Origin of the sequence: Mesorhizobium sp. BR1-1-4, assembly GCF_020165375.1 — a bacterium.
In the GTDB taxonomy this organism is placed as follows: domain Bacteria; phylum Pseudomonadota; class Alphaproteobacteria; order Rhizobiales; family Rhizobiaceae; genus Mesorhizobium; species Mesorhizobium australicum.
The window spans coordinates 24,007-41,319 of the sequence record NZ_JAIUIB010000006.1 but is presented as its reverse complement, the minus strand read 5'-3'; the positions used below and the strand labels follow the sequence as shown (position 1 = coordinate 41,319).

The 17,313-nt window shown below is 62.6% G+C and carries 18 protein-coding genes; 14 read left to right on the top strand and 4 right to left on the bottom strand.

The features are described 5' to 3' along the window. The first annotated feature begins 422 nt into the window (after window positions 1–422). The 10 genes from LB571_RS14305 to LB571_RS14260 all read left to right on the top strand — a co-directional run bounded on the left by LB571_RS14305 (window position 423) and on the right by LB571_RS14260 (window position 8,604). The gene (locus LB571_RS14305; protein ID WP_140715413.1) at window positions 423–635 is read left to right on the top strand and encodes a Flp family type IVb pilin; all 213 of its coding nucleotides are present in this window, start codon (window positions 423–425) and stop codon (window positions 633–635) included. Window positions 636–713: 78 nt separating this feature from the next. Further along, entirely contained in the window at window positions 714–1,772 is a 1,059-nt protein-coding gene (gene cpaB, locus LB571_RS14300; RefSeq protein ID WP_140715415.1) for a Flp pilus assembly protein CpaB, read from the top strand. A 115-nt stretch (window positions 1,773–1,887) separates the two neighbouring features. Continuing rightward, window positions 1,888–3,270 (top strand): type II and III secretion system protein family protein, encoded by a 1,383-nt coding sequence (locus LB571_RS14295; RefSeq protein ID WP_224595312.1) that lies wholly within the window; start codon window positions 1,888–1,890, stop codon window positions 3,268–3,270. Between the two features lie 4 nt (window positions 3,271–3,274). Continuing rightward, window positions 3,275–3,550 carry a hypothetical protein gene (locus tag LB571_RS14290; protein WP_224595309.1) on the top strand — a complete coding sequence of 92 codons (276 nt, stop codon included), beginning with the start codon at window positions 3,275–3,277 and terminating at the stop codon, window positions 3,548–3,550. Between the two features lie 77 nt (window positions 3,551–3,627). Continuing rightward, the gene (locus tag LB571_RS14285; protein WP_140715421.1) at window positions 3,628–5,142 is read left to right on the top strand and encodes a TadE/TadG family type IV pilus assembly protein; all 1,515 of its coding nucleotides are present in this window, start codon (window positions 3,628–3,630) and stop codon (window positions 5,140–5,142) included. An 8-nt stretch (window positions 5,143–5,150) separates the two neighbouring features. Further along, on the top strand, window positions 5,151–5,675 hold the full coding sequence (locus LB571_RS14280) for a TadE/TadG family type IV pilus assembly protein (RefSeq protein WP_224595298.1): 525 nt from the start codon (window positions 5,151–5,153) through the stop codon (window positions 5,673–5,675). A 2-nt stretch (window positions 5,676–5,677) separates the two neighbouring features. Continuing rightward, window positions 5,678–6,325 (top strand): TadE/TadG family type IV pilus assembly protein, encoded by a 648-nt coding sequence (locus tag LB571_RS14275; RefSeq protein WP_140715425.1) that lies wholly within the window; start codon window positions 5,678–5,680, stop codon window positions 6,323–6,325. Further along, window positions 6,322–7,485 carry an AAA family ATPase gene (locus LB571_RS14270; protein WP_140715427.1) on the top strand — a complete coding sequence of 388 codons (1,164 nt, stop codon included), beginning with the start codon at window positions 6,322–6,324 and terminating at the stop codon, window positions 7,483–7,485. Before LB571_RS14275 ends, LB571_RS14270 begins: the two co-directional genes overlap by 4 nt. Beyond that, window positions 7,472–8,044, top strand: a complete 573-nt coding sequence (locus LB571_RS14265) for a L,D-transpeptidase (RefSeq protein ID WP_140715429.1) — start codon at window positions 7,472–7,474, stop codon at window positions 8,042–8,044. The genes LB571_RS14270 and LB571_RS14265 overlap by 14 nt, the downstream gene beginning before the upstream one ends. Continuing rightward, window positions 8,041–8,604, top strand: a complete 564-nt coding sequence (locus LB571_RS14260; RefSeq protein ID WP_224595296.1) for a hypothetical protein — start codon at window positions 8,041–8,043, stop codon at window positions 8,602–8,604. Before LB571_RS14265 ends, LB571_RS14260 begins: the two co-directional genes overlap by 4 nt. Before the next feature lie 37 nt (window positions 8,605–8,641). Here LB571_RS14260 and LB571_RS14255 read toward each other — a convergent pair whose 3' ends face one another. From LB571_RS14255 to LB571_RS14240, 4 genes are all read right to left on the bottom strand, one after another. After that, window positions 8,642–9,178 (bottom strand): hypothetical protein, encoded by a 537-nt coding sequence (locus LB571_RS14255; protein WP_224595291.1) that lies wholly within the window; start codon window positions 9,176–9,178, stop codon window positions 8,642–8,644. Between the two features lie 84 nt (window positions 9,179–9,262). Further along, window positions 9,263–10,078, bottom strand: a complete 816-nt coding sequence (locus LB571_RS14250) for an alpha/beta hydrolase (RefSeq protein ID WP_224595289.1) — start codon at window positions 10,076–10,078, stop codon at window positions 9,263–9,265. Window positions 10,079–10,087: 9 nt separating this feature from the next. Then, window positions 10,088–11,575: an NAD-dependent succinate-semialdehyde dehydrogenase gene (locus LB571_RS14245; RefSeq protein ID WP_224595287.1), complete on the bottom strand. Its 1,488-nt coding sequence runs from the start codon at window positions 11,573–11,575 to the stop codon at window positions 10,088–10,090. Between the two features lie 17 nt (window positions 11,576–11,592). Continuing rightward, a complete protein-coding gene (locus LB571_RS14240) occupies window positions 11,593–12,819 on the bottom strand; it encodes an iron-containing alcohol dehydrogenase (protein WP_015319186.1) in 1,227 nt (408 codons plus the stop codon). Between the two features lie 153 nt (window positions 12,820–12,972). On the opposite strand from LB571_RS14240, the gene LB571_RS14235 reads away from it, so the two are divergent. From LB571_RS14235 to LB571_RS14220, 4 genes are read left to right on the top strand one after another with little or no spacing between them, the layout of a single operon-like run. Continuing rightward, the gene (locus LB571_RS14235; RefSeq protein ID WP_224595941.1) at window positions 12,973–13,674 is read left to right on the top strand and encodes a GntR family transcriptional regulator; all 702 of its coding nucleotides are present in this window, start codon (window positions 12,973–12,975) and stop codon (window positions 13,672–13,674) included. Window positions 13,675–13,685: 11 nt separating this feature from the next. After that, entirely contained in the window at window positions 13,686–15,278 is a 1,593-nt protein-coding gene (locus tag LB571_RS14230; protein WP_224595285.1) for a sugar ABC transporter ATP-binding protein, read from the top strand. Then, entirely contained in the window at window positions 15,266–16,264 is a 999-nt protein-coding gene (locus tag LB571_RS14225) for an ABC transporter permease (RefSeq protein ID WP_140727205.1), read from the top strand. The genes LB571_RS14230 and LB571_RS14225 overlap by 13 nt, the downstream gene beginning before the upstream one ends. Window positions 16,265–16,319: 55 nt before the next feature. Continuing rightward, on the top strand, window positions 16,320–17,270 hold the full coding sequence (locus LB571_RS14220; RefSeq protein WP_224595273.1) for a substrate-binding domain-containing protein: 951 nt from the start codon (window positions 16,320–16,322) through the stop codon (window positions 17,268–17,270). The last annotated feature ends 43 nt before the right edge of the window (window positions 17,271–17,313 follow it).

Here is a 17,313-nt window from a genome sequence, read left to right as displayed (position 1 = left end):
AAAATATCGTTTTTATTTATTGTCCCCCTGCGCTGCCAAACATGAGCGATCCACTAAGCTTTGTAGCGTCCTGTGCCCTTGCGTGCTCCGGCATCGGCATACACTCCATATCTGGCTATAACCCCTTAGATATAAAGGGATATGCCATGCAGCTAAATTAACTGATACTGAATTAGGCTGAATGCATAATTGTGAACGAATGGTTAAGAAGGCTTGAAAAATTAGACGAATCAAGCTCTTGCTAAATTTTAAAGCCGCGCTCGACTCCGAATTTGGTGTATTGGAAAGTTAAGGAACCGTTAATCCCGTTTGACTCCGCAATTTCTCGGGACCTAGGATCGAGATGACGGGGGATGCTTGGGTATGGAGTTCATCCTTGGCTCTGTCTCGTCGGGTTCTAACCTCCAAAGGGAGAAATTGGCATGAAGAAGCTCATGACGATGGCCCGGCAGTTCCGCAACGACGAAAACGGCGCTGCCATGGTCGAATATTCCATCCTGGTCGGCATCATCGCTGGCGCCGCGATTCTCATCATCGTCGGCATCGGTCTGTGGGTGAACGGCCGCTTTGTAGGCCTGTGCGCCGACATGGCTGCCAGCAATATCGGCACCTGCGGCAGCGGCGTCGGCAGCTAATCTAATGCTTCGGGCCCGGATTTATCCGGGCCCGAATTCAATCGCGGCGGGCGAATTCCCGCCCTTGGGGCTTGGGCTATGCGCGCCAATACACTCATCATGATCGTACTCGCCGGCGTGTTCGGCGTACTTGCAGTGGTTCTCATCAATATCTGGCTGGCCAGCCAACGCAGCGCCATGGCCGAAGCGAACGGTGTCCAGGCCGATACGGTCGTCGTCGCCGCAATAGGGCTGAAGTTCGGCGACACCCTGTCGGCCGACAAATTGCGTGAAGTCGCATGGCCATCTGGCGCGGTTCCGGCCGGCGCGTTCAAGACGACCAAGGAACTCCTGACAGGCGACGCAAAACAGGCGCTGCAGTCGATCGGCGCCAACGAGCCGGTTCTCGCCACAAAGATCACCGGCCCCGGCCAGCGCGCCACGCTGTCGGCGGTGCTTGGCGAGGGCATGAAGGCAGTGTCCATAAGAGTCAACGACGTGCTGGGCGTCGCCGGCTTCGTTTTCCCGGGTGACCGGGTCGATGTGCTGCTGACGCGTACTGTGCGAAGCAACGATGGTGCGGACCAGAGTTTTGTCGACGTGCTGCTACAGAGCATGAAGGTGCTTGCCGTCGACCAGGTTGCGGATGAAAGCAAGGACAGCCCTACGGTCGTCAAATCGGTAACGCTCGAGGCCAGCACCAAGGATGCGCAGAAGCTGACCTTGGCCGCCGGCGCAGGCCAGTTATCCCTGGCGCTTCGCCAGGCCGCTGCCAGCAAGGGCGAGACGACCGAGCGCGTAACGCTTTCCGACCTGACCGGAGAAACGCCAGCTGACGTCGCCAAAAGGCAAGCCGAACTGGAAAAGCAGGCTGCAGCCGATGCTGCTGCCGCTGCCGAACGTCAGCGCGCGGAGGACGAGCGCAAGCGCGCCGACGACAAGATCGCAGGGTTGGCCAAGGCAGTCGACCGGGTGGGAAGCCAGATTGACCAGTTGAGCAAGGCCAAGCCGGCCCCAGTTGTGGCATCTGCGCCGCAAGTGAAGGAAGTTGTCAAGGAAGTGGTCAAATATGTGCAGCCGGAAGCACCGTCGCGGGCGACAGTCGGTGTCTTTCGAGGTATAAAGCTCGAAACGTATGATGTGCCGCGACAAGAATAACACCGGGATATCAAGATATCTGGCGTCCGAATCAGCCAGCGAGGGGGTAGCGTAGATGCGCGTATTTCGGGGATCACTGACGGCTGTTCTGGCATTTCTTTGTGCGTTGCTGTCGTTGAGCTTCGTAGCTGACGCTGCCGACCGCTTCATCGACGTGTCGAACCCCGGCGTTCACAAGATTTTCCTGCCAATGTCGCAATCGGTCACGATCCAGGTGAGCGCCAATCTGGGTGATATCGTCGTCGGTGACGAGAAGATCGCCGATGCCCAGCCGATGACCGATCGCACGCTCTACGTCATCGGCAAGGGCGCGGGCACTACCACGGTCAACCTGTTCTCACCCGACAAGCGCTCGCTCGGCGCCCTCCAGATCGAGGTCGGCGTCGATGTCAGCGACATGGCGGCGGCGATCCGGCAGGTGGCGCCAAGGGCGCGTATCGAGATCGGCTCGGTGAATGGCAGGGTGCGGCTTGGGGGCCATGTCAAGGACGGCGCGACGCTGGCGGCCATCATGGAAGTGGCGCAGCAATATGGACCCGACGCCATCATCAATTCCGTCACCGTCGACGACAGCCAGCAGGTCAATCTCGAAGTGCGCGTGCTGGAAGCCAAGCGCAACGCGGGCCGCGACCTCGGCGTGTCGATCAAGAGCACGAACAGCAGAGGCACGACTCGGGTCGGAACTGGTATTGCCACCGTGGACAAGGACGGGGCGGAGCTCGGGGCGGGCGACCTCGTCAGTGGCTTGCTGTCGAACACCAATCCGTTCGCAGCGCTGATCACCCGCGTCATCGACAGCAACATCAAGGTCGACCTGATCATCGAAGCACTGGAAGCGAAGGGCGTGGTGCGCACGCTTGCCGAGCCAAACCTCACCACGCTTTCCGGCGAACCCGCCAGCTTCAACGCGGGCGGGCAGGTGCCGATCCGCAGCGTCGACAAGAACGGCGAGGTCCAGATCGAGTACAAGCAATTCGGCGTCAATCTTCTGTTCACGCCGGTCGTGCTTGCCGACGACAAGATCCACATCCAGCTGGCGCCGGAAGTCAGCGACCTGACCGGCTTCACCACCGCCGGCGACCCGATCTTCACCAACCGCAAACTGGAAACCGTCGTCGAATTGCGCGACGGCCAGAGCTTCGCGGTCGGCGGGCTTCTGTCCAGCAAGACCACCAAGCTGCAGAACCAGGTGCCGTGGCTCGGCCAGGTGCCGGTCATCGGGACGCTGTTCCGCAATTCGAGCAGCCAGAAGGAGGAGACCGAGCTGGTCGTCGTCGTCACGCCGCATCTGGTGCGGCCGGTGAAGCCCGGCGAACAGCTGGCGACGCCGTTCGACAAGACGCGGCCCGCCAACGACCCGGAATTCTTCCTGCTCGGCCAGCTCGAGGTGAACAAGGACATGATCCGCAAATACGAAACGGGCGACGGCGTCACCGGCCCCTATGGCCACATGCTGAACTTCAAATCGAAGGACAAGATGCTTTATGTTAAGAAATAGCGCCTTGATCCTCATCCTGTGCGCCGGGTCGCTTTCGGGCTGCGCCGCGGACTATCTGAACCACTACGATTCAGTGACCCTGGCCGCCGGCGACACGCAGAAATTCAACTCGATGCTGCAGACGGTCGATCCGCTCAATCCGGCCTCGAGGAATACGCATATCGAAGGCGACGGCACGCGTGCCGCACTTGTTGCGCATAACTACAAATTTCCACCGCCACCACCGCCGCCGCCAGCGATCACGGTAAACGTCGGCGGGTCGGGTGTAACGACGCAGTGAGTTGAACAGAAGGATGCGGTTTCAGTGCGCCAGCCCATACGAGGGAACCTGGCGTCAGGGGAGCTAAGAGTAACGCCATGTTGCGAACCATTCGCGCGTTCTGGCACGATCAAAGGGGTATCGCCCTCGTTCTAGTGGCTATCATGTTGCCGGCGATCATCGGCTTTTCCCTGCTGGTGATCGACATGAGCCGGGCCAACAATCTGCAAAGCGATTTGCAGAAAGGCGCCGATTCCTTTGCGCTAGCGACGGCAGCAGAGCTAGACGGCCGTTCCGATAGCATCACACGGGGCGACCGGGCGCTGGCGACATTGGTGAGCAATCAGTATAACTTCACGACGACACCGGGTCCGCAGGGCTTGGCGGCTGCCGGCGTGACAAGACGCTATCTTCGATCCATTCCGACGACAGTGAATGGCGTTCCTGGCGATGCGCGAGCAATCTCCGCCGCCGATGTCATCACCAACGAAGTCGCGGACGCCAAACTTGCTCGCTTTGTCGAGATCAGGGTCACGCCTGTCGGGTTTTCGACTATCTTTCCTGTCTCGCTATTGCCCGGCGGCGCCAACAACGCATGGACCATCGGCGCTATAGCTGTCGCCGGGTTCTCCACGTCGGTCTGCGACTATACCCCTGTCTTTATCTGCAACCCTTATGAGAAAACCGAAGAGGCTGGAGGCCTCACCCTCGAACAGGCGGCCACTAACCGCGACCAGCGGCGGCGGCAACTCATCCTGCGGGGTGACAAGTTCTACGGCCCCGGCAACTTCTCCTTCCTGGATTCGCCGCTTGGCACTGGTGCAAAGGCGCTTGAGCAAGCCATGGCTAGGGTAAAGCCCGCTGCATGCTTTGGGCAAAACGGCGTCAACACGAAGCCGGGCCAGAACGCCGGACCTGTGCTTGACGGTCTGAACGCCCGCTTCGGGCTGACCTCCACCTATATCCCGTCTGACCCGCCGTCACAGAATGTCCGCATGGGCGCCAAGGACGTGGTTTGTAAAAGCGGCGCCGTGAAGTCCCTTGGCTTCAATACGGCTGCTGAAGGGACAACAGGGCTTACGCGCGATAGCTGTTACCCAAACAATTGCACGCCGCTCGACCCAACTCATCCTACCGACGCGGGATCGCTCGGCGACGGGAATTGGAACCCTGGCGCCTATTGGGCAGCCAATCATATCTTACCCGGCAGCAGCCCTCCTGTCGCCCGACCGTTCCCCTCAGGCCCCGATATTCCTTGGACCGCTTCCGGCGTCAACGCGGCGACGCGATATGAAATCTATCGCTACGAGATCGATCATGGCATGATCGCTGACAAATCGACATCTGGAGATACTGGAACCCCGCTTTGCGGCGAGGCCCCTATCTCGATACCGGATCGGCGCATCCTCTACGGCGCTATCCTCGACTGCGATGAGTTGGCGCTCAATGGCAACCAGAACGATGTCCCGGTGCGTGCATTCGGCAGTTTCTTCATTACCGAGCCGATCAAGAGCGGCAAGGAGATTTACGTCGAACTCGTCGACATCACAGGCAAGGGCGGCCGGGGCACGCTCGACAACTTCCTTCGCGACGAAGCCCAGCTTTACCGGTGATGGCGATGATGAGCACCCTGTTCCGCCACCTCCAGAGATTTCGACGCGACCATCGGGGCACCACGCTCGTTGAGACTGCCCTGATATTACCGCTGATGGTGCCCCTGTCGGCGGGCGTTTTTGAATTCGGCAATCTGATCCACGACAAGCTGCTGATGGAGGCCGGGCTTTCGGATGGCGCCCGTTTTGCAGCCCGTTGCAATAGCCAGATGTACACCGACAATGGTCTTGCGGCGATCGACTGCGCCAGCATCGCAACCAATATGGCGGTGTTCGGTAACGTGGCAGGTACGGGCAGTGCACGCGTCAAAGGCTGGGTAAAAGCGAATGTGACGGTGACCATAGCCGCCCCCGCCTCCTGCCATGACGCCGTTGTTGCCGGCGCCACACAATACCGTTCTACCACGACACAGGTCTGCATCGTAAGAGCGGCGGGCACTTTTGCCTATAGCGGCATCGGCATGCTGTCCTTGCTGCGCATCGGTCCGATCACTTTGAACGGTTTTCATGAGGAGCGGTACATCCGGTTCTGATGATGATGAAGCGTTTCGCGAAATTGGAAGATGGGACAGCGATGGTGGAAATGGCCATTGTTTCGACGCTGCTGTTTGCGCTGACGCTTGGGTTCGTCGATTTCGGCTACGCGCTCTACCAATGGAATGCCGCGACCAAGGCAGTGCAGGTTGGGGCGCGGCTGGCATCCATCTCCGATCCGATCCCGACCAATCTGACGGCTGCCGCGCCGACCGCATTGCCCGGCGCGCCGGTCGTCGCTGGCGCATATGGACCTTTCGTCTGCACTTACACCGGAACCACAGGCGCTTGCAGCAATGGCGGCACGTTCAACGCTGCCAATTTCAGCCGCATATTCCGGGGAGACACGGCTGTTAGCAACAACGATGTCTGTCCGACTATCACCGCGGCCCAGGCGCCCACTATACGGCGAGGCATGTGCCACTATTTCCCCGGCCTGCGACGCAATAATGTTGTCATCACCTATTCCGCCACTGGACTCGGCTACCAGACCCGGCTGGGCGGTCCGGTGCCGACGATCACCGTCAACCTGCAGAACATGACCTACCGGTTCTTCTTTCTGGGCGGACTGTACGGATTCGGAACCATGACAATGCCCTCCATGCTGAGCACGGTCACGGGCGAAGATTTGAAGAGTACCGCGTCATGAACGCCATCAACACCAAGGTTTTGCCGACCAAGCGCAAGCAGGTCGCGCTGTTTTCCTCCGATCCGAATTTCAAGCGCGATGTGGCGACGCGGCTCGATGCGCTGGCGATCTATGATGTGCGGGTTGCCGAGACGGGCGATTTTCTCAAGGGGCCGCCGGCCGACACGCGCCCGGGCATCGTCATCCTCGATCTCGGCAATGGCGAATTGCTTGGCAATCCAGGCATTGTCGAGGGGCGCGCGCTGTGGGCTGGTGTGCCGCTGATCGCGGTTTCGGACGAGCTGACGTCGGAGCAGACACGCGTTCTGGTGCGCATGAATGCCTCGGACTGGCTGCACAAGCCGCTCGACGGCAAGGAACTGCTCAACGCCGTCACCTTCCACGACAGCGGCAACCAGGGCGCCAAGAGCCGCATCATCACCTTCATCAGCGCCAGCGGCGGCGCCGGCGCCACGACGCTGGCGCTGTCGGCGGCCGAATTCCTGGCCTCCAAATCGACCGAGCGCGCCGCCTCGACCTGCCTGGTCGACCTCGACTTCCAGAGCGCCAATTGCGGCGCCTATCTCAACCTGTTCAACCAGTTCGACCTTGCCGGCATCATCGGCCAGCCGGAACGGCTCGACGTCGAATTGATGGATGTCATCAAGCTGTCGCGGCCTTCCGGCCTGACGCTCTACGCCTTCGAGCGGCCGCAGCTGCCGTTCGAGCCGCAGGGCGCCGATTTCGTCTTCCGGCTGCTCGATCTCGTCGCCTACCGTTTCGACGACATCGTCATCGACCTGCCGAACATCGAAACGCCCTGGCACAATTCCGTGCTGTCGACGAGCGACGAGATCTTCATCGTCTTCGAACTCAATGTCGCCTCGCTGCGGCAAGGCAAACGGCTCTACAAGAAGATCCGCGAGCTGCGCGGCAATGCCGTCTCGATCACGCTGGTCGCCAACAAGCACAAGCGCAAATGGTTCGGCAACCACTTCTCGCGCAGCGAGCTGGAGAAGATCTTCAAGGCGCCGCACATCAAGTCGGTCGGCCTCGACAACGCCCTGCTGGCCGACGCGCTGAACCGCGCCATGCTGCCGTCCGAAGTGGATGGGCGGGCGCGCTTCAACAAGGACCTGAAGAAGATGTTCCGCGAGCGGCTCGACGATGCGGCCCGCTAGCAGCCATCGCTTGCGGCTGACAGCCGCCTGCCTGCTTGGCCTGGCGCTGGCGCCCGCGGCCGGGCAGATCGCGTTGGCGGACAGCCGTCCGCCTCTGCCGGCCATGGGTCCCAGCCTGCGCAAGACGGTGGCGTTTTCCACCCAGGAGAAGACCGGGACCATCATCATCCGCAAGCAGGAAAAAGCACTCTATCTGGTGACCGGCAAGGGCGAGGCCCTGCGCTACCGGATCAGTGTCGGACGCGATGGATTTGGCTGGACGGGTACGGTCCAGGTGGGAGCCAAGACCGAGTGGCCGGCGTGGCGGCCGCCCAGGGAAATGCGCGCCCGCCAGCCGGAATTGCCTGACATGGTGCCCTCGGGGCCGTACAATCCGCTCGGCGCAAGGGCGCTCTATCTGCTTCGGGATGGCCGCGACACGCTCTATCGCATCCATGGCACCAATGACCCTTCGGGCGTGGGTTTCGACGGCACGTCGGGCTGTTTTCGCCTGACCAATACCGATGTCATCGATCTTTTCAGGCGCGTGCCTGTCGGCACCAAGGTGGTGGTCCAATGACGACGATCAGCGATCCCGACGACCTTGTGCTAGCGGTCGAACCGCTGTTGCTCGACAGGGAGAAGAGCCGGTCCAGGCTCGCCATTGCCGTCTCTGTCGGCCTGGCGCTGTTTGCCCTGCTGAACGCCACCGCGGCCGTCTATCTCTACCGCGGCATCAACGATCTGCGCGCGATTGAGGCGCGACTGGAGGACCTCGGCCAGTTCGAGCAGCGCATGAGCGCGCGGCTCGACACCGTCAACAATGGATTTCAAAGCCGGTTCGAGGCGCTGGACGACCGGCTGCGGGCGAGCTTCGGCGAAGTCAACGCCAACATCGCCCGGCAGCCACCGGAGATGTCGGGAAATCACGGTGGCGACGAGCCGCGCGTCGTGGAACTCCCCTCGCCCGCCGAAGACATGGCGGCGGTCGCCAGCGCCGCCGACGCGGAGCCTGCCATCGGGGACATGCCGCGGGTAACGCGAAGGCGGTCGGCTCCGGCAGCGCCTCCCGCGCCAAGCTCCAACTACCAGCGGAGCGTATCCCCGGAAGGCAAGGTCACCTATCACAAGATAAACTAGGTCGGGACCTGCGCGCGGCCCGTAGCGCTGCGCTGGTCTAGAAATCCCGCTGCAGTGCCATGATCCGGACACGCCGCGATTCAACGCACATGCCGAGTTCACGGATATAGGCAAGGTGACAATAGGCGCAGGCCGTGACCCCGATGACCGCCAGCAGGCAGTTCAGCCAGGTGAAGTCCATCATCAGCGAGAACCGAAAGCCACTCGGCGCCGTGAACGCGGCAATGGTGCTGGCGGTCTGCGAACGGCCGCCGATGAAGATCATCGACGCCGCGAGGACCAAGATGCCGTGGTTGGCAAGAAAGAATGCGGCCGACCTTCTGGCCCGACTTGCCATCCAGCAGACCACCAGGGCCGCGCCCAGCAGAGCGAAATCCAGGACCATCGACCCTCCCAGATAGACATCGACCTGCTGCCAGACCATGCCCGACGAGGGATGCAAGGCGAGCCAGATCTTCCACATGTCGGGGCTTGCGGGGTAGGCTCCGAGCAGGAGCGTGGCCATTCGCTCCGCCGCGAGGATCAGCAGGACACAGGCAGGAAAGGCGAAAAGCAATAGTGGTTGGCGCTTCATGGTGCCTCGCAATCTGGCAGGCAGATTACGCGCCGTAGGTTGCGCAAGGCTTAACGGGGAAAGGTTCGGCTGAGACAGGACCGATCAAGCGGCTCGGATCATGTCGTACAGCCAAGTGCCCGCTTTTGTATGCCTGACACCCAAATCCCGGACGCTGTCCATGTGATTGCGCCCCTCGACGATGCCGCTCGAAGCCGTCAGGCGCTGCTCCGTCAGGCGATCGGCAAACAATTTGGCCTGCAGGTGAAACGGTTCCGTTTCCCGCTCACCGACCAGCAGCGTGACCTTTGTCCGCGACGAGTGGGATTTGCTCATCGGCGAATACGCCCCGACTTCCGTGTCGGTCAGGCCTATCAAGGGCTCAAGGAAGGATTGCTGGAGGGGCTTCAAATCGTAGAGCCCGCCGAGCAGGAGTGCCGCCGAGGGCGGATGTGCCGACCCCTCGTCGAATAAAAAGGTCGCCAGATGCGCCCCGGCGGAATGGCCGCTGACGCTTAGGCGACCGGCATCGCCGCCATGGCTGGCGATATTATCCAGCACCCATTGCCTCGCGCGCCGGACCTGGTCGACGATTGCCGCCATCCTGACGGCGGGCATCAGCGCGTAGTCGATCACGACCGCGATTGCCCCGGCGCTCGTCACCGTTTCGGCGATGTAGGAATAGTCGCTCTTGGCGAACATGCGCCAATAGCCGCCATGGATGAAGATGTGCACCGGGAGGTCCCTGCGCGGTCCCTCCGGAAAGAATAGGTCGAGGCGTTCGGCCTCGTGCGGGCCATAGGCGATGTCTGCCAGCATCGGCAGCGAAGCCCGCGTCGCGGTGCTGCGGGCGACGATGTCGGCCACGATGTCATCGAAATCGGCAACGTGGTCGCGGGTGCGAAAAGGGTCCTTCGACATGGCGACGGCTCAGAAGGTTACAGCGATGTATTTGGCCTCCATGAACTCGGCGATGCCGTGATGCTGGCCCCCTTCCCGCCCGAGGCCGCTCTGCTTGACTCCGCCGAAGGGCGCGGCGGGATCCGACATCAGGCCGCGGTTGAGGCCGATCATGCCGGCCTCGATCTCGGCGGCCACCCGCATGCCGCGTGCCACATCGCGGGTGTAGAGATAGGCGGCGAGGCCGTATTCGGTGTTGTTGGCGTGGAGGATGGCCTGCGCCTCGCTCTCGAAGCGGGTGATGGGCGCTACCGGGCCGAAGATCTCCTCATGCGCCATGTCGGCGTCCGGCGAGACTTCGGACAGGACGGTCGGCGGATAGAAAAAGCCATCCCCTTCAGGCACCGAGCCGCCGCACAGTACCTTGGCCCCCCGGCTGACCGCGTCCTTGACCAGCCGGTCGATCTTGTCGACCGCCTTCTTGGTGATCATGGGTCCACATTCGGTGTCCGCCTTGGTGCCGGCGCCGATCTTGAGCGCAGCCATGCGCTGCGCAAGACCGTCGGCGAACGCATCGTGGATACCCGACTGGACGTAGATGCGGTTGGCCGCCGTGCAGGCTTCGCCGGCATTGCGCATTTTGGCGATCATGGCGCCGTCGAGGGCCGCGTCGAGATCGGCATCATCGAAGACGATGAAGGGCGCATTGCCGCCAAGCTCCATGGAACAGGAAATCACATGTTTGGCGGCCTCGGCGAGCAACGCCCGGCCGATCCCGGTCGAACCGGTGAAGGAGAGCTTCCTGACGCGCGGATCGGCCAGCATAGCCGACGTCAGGGGGCCGGGTGTCGACGTCGTCAGCACGTTCACGACACCGTCCGGTACGCCGGCTTCGCTGTAGAGCGCGGCCAGCGCATAGGCGGTCAGCGGCGTCTCGCTGGCCGGTTTCAGAATGACCGTGCAGCCTGCCGCCAGTGCCGGTGCGATCTTGCGCGTCGCCATCGCGGCGGGGAAATTCCACGGCGTGATGAGGACGCAGATGCCGATCGGCTGGTAATCGACGACGATGCGGTTGGCGCCGGACGGGGCGGTGCCGAACTCGCCGGTGATACGAACCGCTTCCTCGGCGTTCCAGCGGAAGAATTCGGCTGCATAGGCGACCTCGCCGCGCGCGTCGCGCAGGGCCTTGCCGTTCTCCAGCGAGATCAGCATGGCAAGCGTCTCCGACCGCTCGACCATCAGCTCGAAACAGCGCCTGAGAATCTCCGAGCGCTTGCGCGGCGCTGTCTCGCGCCACCCCTTGGCGGCCTTGGCTGCCGCTTCGACCGCGGCGGCGGCATCCTCCAGGGTCGCATCGGGGACTGCCGCGATCACCGCGCCGGAGGATGGATCGGTGACCTCGATGAGCCCGCCGTCGGACGACGGCAGCCATTGTCCGCCAATGTAGAGCCGGTGCGGAAAGCCCCGAACGTCGTACGGATCCTGATCGAGAGGGAAGGCATTGTAGGGAAGGTTCATCGTCTTGTTCCTGACGTTCACATGGCGCAGGCGGTGAGATCGCCGTCATAGGCCGCCTGGACAAGGCGGCGCATGGCGGCGAGGTCGAATGGGCGCGGGTTGTTCTTGATCAGGCGATCGATGCCGAGCGCCTGCTCGGCGGTCCAGTCGAGCTTGTCGGCCGGGAGCCCCAGACCGGCCAGCGTCGGGGTGATGCCGATCGCCGCAAACAAGCGCCTGATCTCCTCGATGGTCGAGCCTGCCATTTCGTCGACGCCACGACCGTTCGGCTCGAGGCCAAGAGCAATCCCTATCTCGGCGATCTCAGCCGCGGCCACGCGGCTGTTGTAGCTCATGACGTAAGGCATCATTGTCGCCACTCCCAGCCCATGCGGCGTATGTGTGAGCGCGCCGGCCGGGTATTGCACCGCGTGCGCTGCCGCCGTGCCGGCGGTGCCGAACGCGCAACCCGCAGCCAGCGCTCCCATCATCACGTCGGAGCGCGCCTCGGCGTCGCCGCCGTCAATGCACGCCTTCTCCAGGCTGCGGCCGAGAAGTTTGACGGCCAGCAGCGCGAAATGGTCGGTCAGCGGCGTCTTGCCGATGAACACGTGGCGCTGCGGCAGGCTGAAGTCCCCGTCCCGGCGCATGGCCGTAAAGGCCTCGATCGCATGCGTGAGCGCGTCGGCACCGGCAACCGCGGTCAGGCCCGGCGGACAAGTCATTGTCAGTTCGGGGTCGCAGACGGCAACGGCAGCAATGAGATAGGGGCTCGATATGCCGACTTTGAGCGTCCGGTCCGGATCCGATATCACTGCAACGGGCGTCACCTCCGATCCTGTGCCAGCCGTGGTCGGCACGGCGATCAGCGGCAGCATCGGCCCCGGGACCTTGAACTCGCCGTAGTAGTCCCGCAGCTCGCCACCGTGGCTGATCAGCAAGGCGGCACATTTGGCGAAATCGAGACAGCTGCCGCCGCCGATGCCGATCACCATATCTGGCCGGAAGCCCCTCGCTTCCTCGACGCAGACCGCCACCGAATCGCGCGGCACGTCCGGAAGGACACCGTCGTGAACCAGCACGTCGATCGACGCCGACCGCAGGGATTCCATCATTTCGGCGAACACGCCGGTGCCGGCGAAACGTTCGTCGGTGCAGACCAGGGCGCGGCGGCCGTGGCGGCCGGCCACGGCTGGCAGCGCATGACGCTGTCCCTTCCCGAACAGAATTTCGCGTGGGAGCCGGAGGGCTGTGAGAAGGCTCATGACAGGCTGCATCCTTGGGGAGTTTCGGAGAAACGCATTGCAAAAATCCGCACCGAAAATCCTCAATTGAGCGGCGCCGATAAAATCGTATAGGATATCGTATTGCATCGGTCAAACCCTCGTGTTAGCAGTCTCCCCAGTCGAGAGGCGAAAATGCAACCTGTCAGTTTGAGCAATAATGGTGAAGCGCCCACGGGAGCGGGCCGCATTCAGCGGGCCGGCAGCCTGGCCGAGGACGTCTACGAGGCCATCTTCGCCCAGCTGATGTCGCTGAAGATCGCGCCCGGTTCGCGCATCACCGTCGACAATCTGGTTAAGGAATTCGACGTTTCCCATACGCCGATCCGCGAGGCGCTGGGGCGTCTCGAAGGCGAAGGACTGGTTCTGAAGACGCACCTGATCGGATATCGCGCCGCGCCGCAGATCACGCGGCGTCGTTTCGACGAATTGTACGAAATGCGTCTCCTGCTCGAACCGCACGGCGCGGCGAAAGCCGCTGCCACGATGGACGAGGCCAAACTCGGCACGCTGCTGGAGGCCGCAGGCGTGATGTCGCGCCGCGAGGGCAAGGACGAGCGCCTGCGCTATTCGAACTTCGCCCGGCAGGACGCGATCTTCCACGACAAGATCATGGAATACGCTGAAAACGAGCTCATCCGCGAGACGCTGGGTTTTCAACACACCCACTTCCACATTTTCCGCCTGATGTACCATTCCCGCGTGACCGAGGAGGCGCTGGACGAGCATGAGGCGATCCTCGCCGCGTTCGGCTCTGCCGATCCGGATGCCGCCGCGAAAGCAATGCGCGCCCACATCGAGCACTCGCGCGATCGCCTGCTGCCGGCCTTCGATTGAGGCCTGAACGAATGTCTGTTACCGCCAATATTGCCGGAGAGGGAGGAAGTGCGCTGCCCGGCGGCAGTGCGCCCGGGGCCGTGGAGCCGGTGCTGCGCGCTCAGGGTCTCTCGAAGCAATATGGGCCGGTGACCGTGCTCTCCGACGTCACGCTCGACATCCTGCCGGGCGAAATCCACGCCATCATCGGCGAGAACGGTGCCGGAAAATCCACTTTGATGCGGCTGCTGTCCGGCTATGCCGAGCCAACCCGCGGCACCTTGTCCATGGCCGGTCGGGCGGTGACGTTCGCCAAGCCGGACCAGGCCCAGAAAGCCGGCATCGCCCTCGTCCACCAGGAGATCCTGCTCGCCGAAGCGCTTACGGTGACGGACAACCTATTTCTCGGCCGCGAGCTTTCGCGCCGCCATGTGATGGACGACCGCGCCATGCGGCGCCTGGCAGCCGAGAAGCTGGCACGGATCGGCTGCGCGGTCTCGCCGACCGCGCTGGTGCGCGACATCTCGCTGGCCGACCGCCAGCTGGTCCAGATCGCCCGCGCGCTGCTCGACGACTACAAGGTCGTGATCTTCGACGAACCGACCGCCGTGCTGACCGGCGAGGAAGTGGATCGGCTCCTCGAAATCGTCCGGCAGCTAAAAGGTCATGGCACGGCCGTCCTCTATATCAGCCATCGGCTGGATGAGGTGCAGCAGCTTGCCGACAAGGTGACCGTGCTGCGCGACGGCAGGATGATCGGCACCTATCCGGGCACGGCGCTGACGCAGATGGACATGGCACGCCTGATGGTCGGCCGCGAGCTTGCAACGCTCTACCCGCAGAAGAGTGCACCGTCCGCTGAGCCGATGCTGAGCGTGAAAAGCGCCACCGTCCCGGGCTACGCCGAAGACGTCTCTTTCACCGTTCACAGGGGCGAAATTCTTGGCTTTGCCGGCATGATCGGCGCGGGCCGCACGGAATTGTTCGAAGGGCTGGTGGGCCTGCGTCCGGCCCACGCCGTGATCGAACTCGAGGGACGACCCGTCCGGATCCGCTCGCAACGCGAAGCGATCGACGCAGGCATCGGCTACCTGACAGAGGACCGAAAGAGCAAGGGCCTGCTCCTCGAGGAACGGCTGGCGCCCAACCTCACGCTTTCCGCACTTGAACGGTTCCATCCCGCATTGGCTCTGAGCAGACGCCGCGAGTCGGCCGCGCTGACAGAGGCCGTCCGGAGCTACGATATCCGGCTCAAGAGCCCTGGCGTGAAGGCGGGACAGCTTTCCGGCGGCAATCAGCAGAAGCTGCTGCTCGCCAAGGTGCTGCTCACCAACCCCTCTTTGGTCGTCATCGATGAACCGACCCGTGGCATCGATATCGCCAACAAGGCTCAGATCTACGCCTTCATCCACGCCATCGTCGGCAGCGGCAAGGCCTGCATTGTCATCTCGTCGGAAATGCAGGAGCTGATCGGCATCTGCGACCGCATCCTCGTCATGCGGGAAGGCCGCCTGACGGGCGAGGTCCAAGGCGCCGAGATGACCGAAAGCAATGTGGCGCTGCTGGCGACAAGCGGCCCGAAACCGAGGCCGAAGGCCGAGGGAGGAACAGAATGGCTGTCATGACCGGATCCCCATCCACACATCGCGTCGGTGATTTGAACATCACCTGGACCGACGTGGGTCCCTTCCTGGCATTGGCCTCCCTGCTGGTGGTCGGCTTCCTCATCAATCCAGACTTCCTCTCCGCGACCAACCTTGCCAACGTCATCACCCGCAGCGCCTTCATCGCCATCATCGCTGTCGGCGCGACGTTCGTTATCTCGTCGGGAGGGCTCGATCTTTCCGTCGGCTCGATGGCCGCCTTCGTCACCGGCATCACCATCATGTTCATGAACGCGGTGGCGCCGCACGCCGGCCTGTGGGCGATACCGGCTGGAATGCTCGTGGCGACCCTGGTCGGTCTTATGTGTGGCCTCGCCAACGGCCTGATCGTCACCATAGGCCGGATCGAACCGTTCATTGCGACGCTCGGCACAATGGGCATTTTCCGCGCGTTGATCACCTATCTGACCGACGGCGGCACGATACCGATAGACCGGTCGCTGCGCGAAGCGTATCGGCCGGTCTATTTCGGCACCGTCGGCGGTGTCCCGATCCCGATCCTGATATCCGTCGCCGTCGCCGCGGTCGCATCGTTCGTCCTCTACAAGATGAAGTATGGGCGCAAATGTGCGGCGGTGGGCGCAAACGAGGACGTCGCGCGCTATTCCGGCATCTCCGTCATCAAGACGCGCACCATTGCTTACATCGTCCAAGGCGTCTGCGTAGCCATCGCCGCGATCTGCTACGTACCGCGACTAGGTGCCGCAACGCCGACCACCGGGCAGCTCTGGGAACTGCAGGTGATCACCGCCGTGGTGATCGGCGGCACGGCGCTGCGTGGCGGCAAGGGTCATGTCTGGGGAACCGTCGCCGGCGCCGTCATTCTGGAGCTGATCGCCAATCTCATGGTGCTGTCGGACTTCGTCTCCGAGTACCTGGTTGCCGCGGTTCAGGGCGTCATCATCATCATCGCGATGCTCATTCAGAGGTTCTCGAATTCGAAATAGCCCCGTGTCCGGACCACACGGGTGCGTCTTTGCAGGTCCAATCTGGGAGAAGAAAATGTTCAGTAAAAAATGGATGGCTGCGGCCGCGGTCGGCTCGCTGCTGCTGACGGGCCATGCCATGGCCGAGGACAAGAAAGTCATCGCCGTTTCGATACCGGCCGCCGACCACGGCTGGACCGCCGGCGTCGTCTATCACGCGCAGACGGCGGCCAAGGAAATCAACGCGGCTTTCCCCGGTGTCGAGGTCATCGTAAAGACGTCGCCGTCAGCGGCCGATCAGGTGTCGGCGATCGAGGACCTCTCCGCCTCACGCAAGATCAGTGCGCTGGTGATCCTGCCTTACTCCTCGGAAGAATTGACCGAACCGGTCAAGGCCATCAAGGAGAAGGGCACCTTCATCACCGTCGTCGACCGCGGCCTGACCGACCCGACCATCCAGGGCCTCTACGTCGCCGGCGACAACATCGCCGTCGGGCGCAACACCGCGAAATACATGATCGACAAGCTTGGCGGCAGGGGCGACCTGGTTGTCCTGCGCGGCATCCCAACGGTGATCGACGACGAGCGCATCAAGGGCTTCCAGGACGCCATCGCCGGGACCGGCCTCAAGGTTCTCGACATTCAGTACGCTCATTGGAACAGCGACGAAGCCTTCAAGCTGATGCAGGACTACCTCGCCAAATATCCGCATATCGACGCGGTGTGGGCGAACGACGACGACATGCTGCTGGGGGTGCTCGAGGCGGTCAAGCAGTCGGGCCGCACCGATATCAAGCTGGCGCTTGGCGGCAATGGCATGAAGGACATCGTCAAGAAGGTCATCGACGGCGACACCATGACCCCCGTCGAGACTCCCTACCCGCCGTCCATGATCAAGACGGCCATCTACATGACCATGGCCAATTTGGCTGGCCAGGCCCCGGTTCGCGGCGCCGTCAAGCTGGACGCGCCGCTGATCACCAAGGACAACGCCAAGGAATACTTCTTCCCCGACTCTCCGTTCTGAAGAACGCAATCAATGCGGGGCGCAGCATGACTCGCCCCGCCCC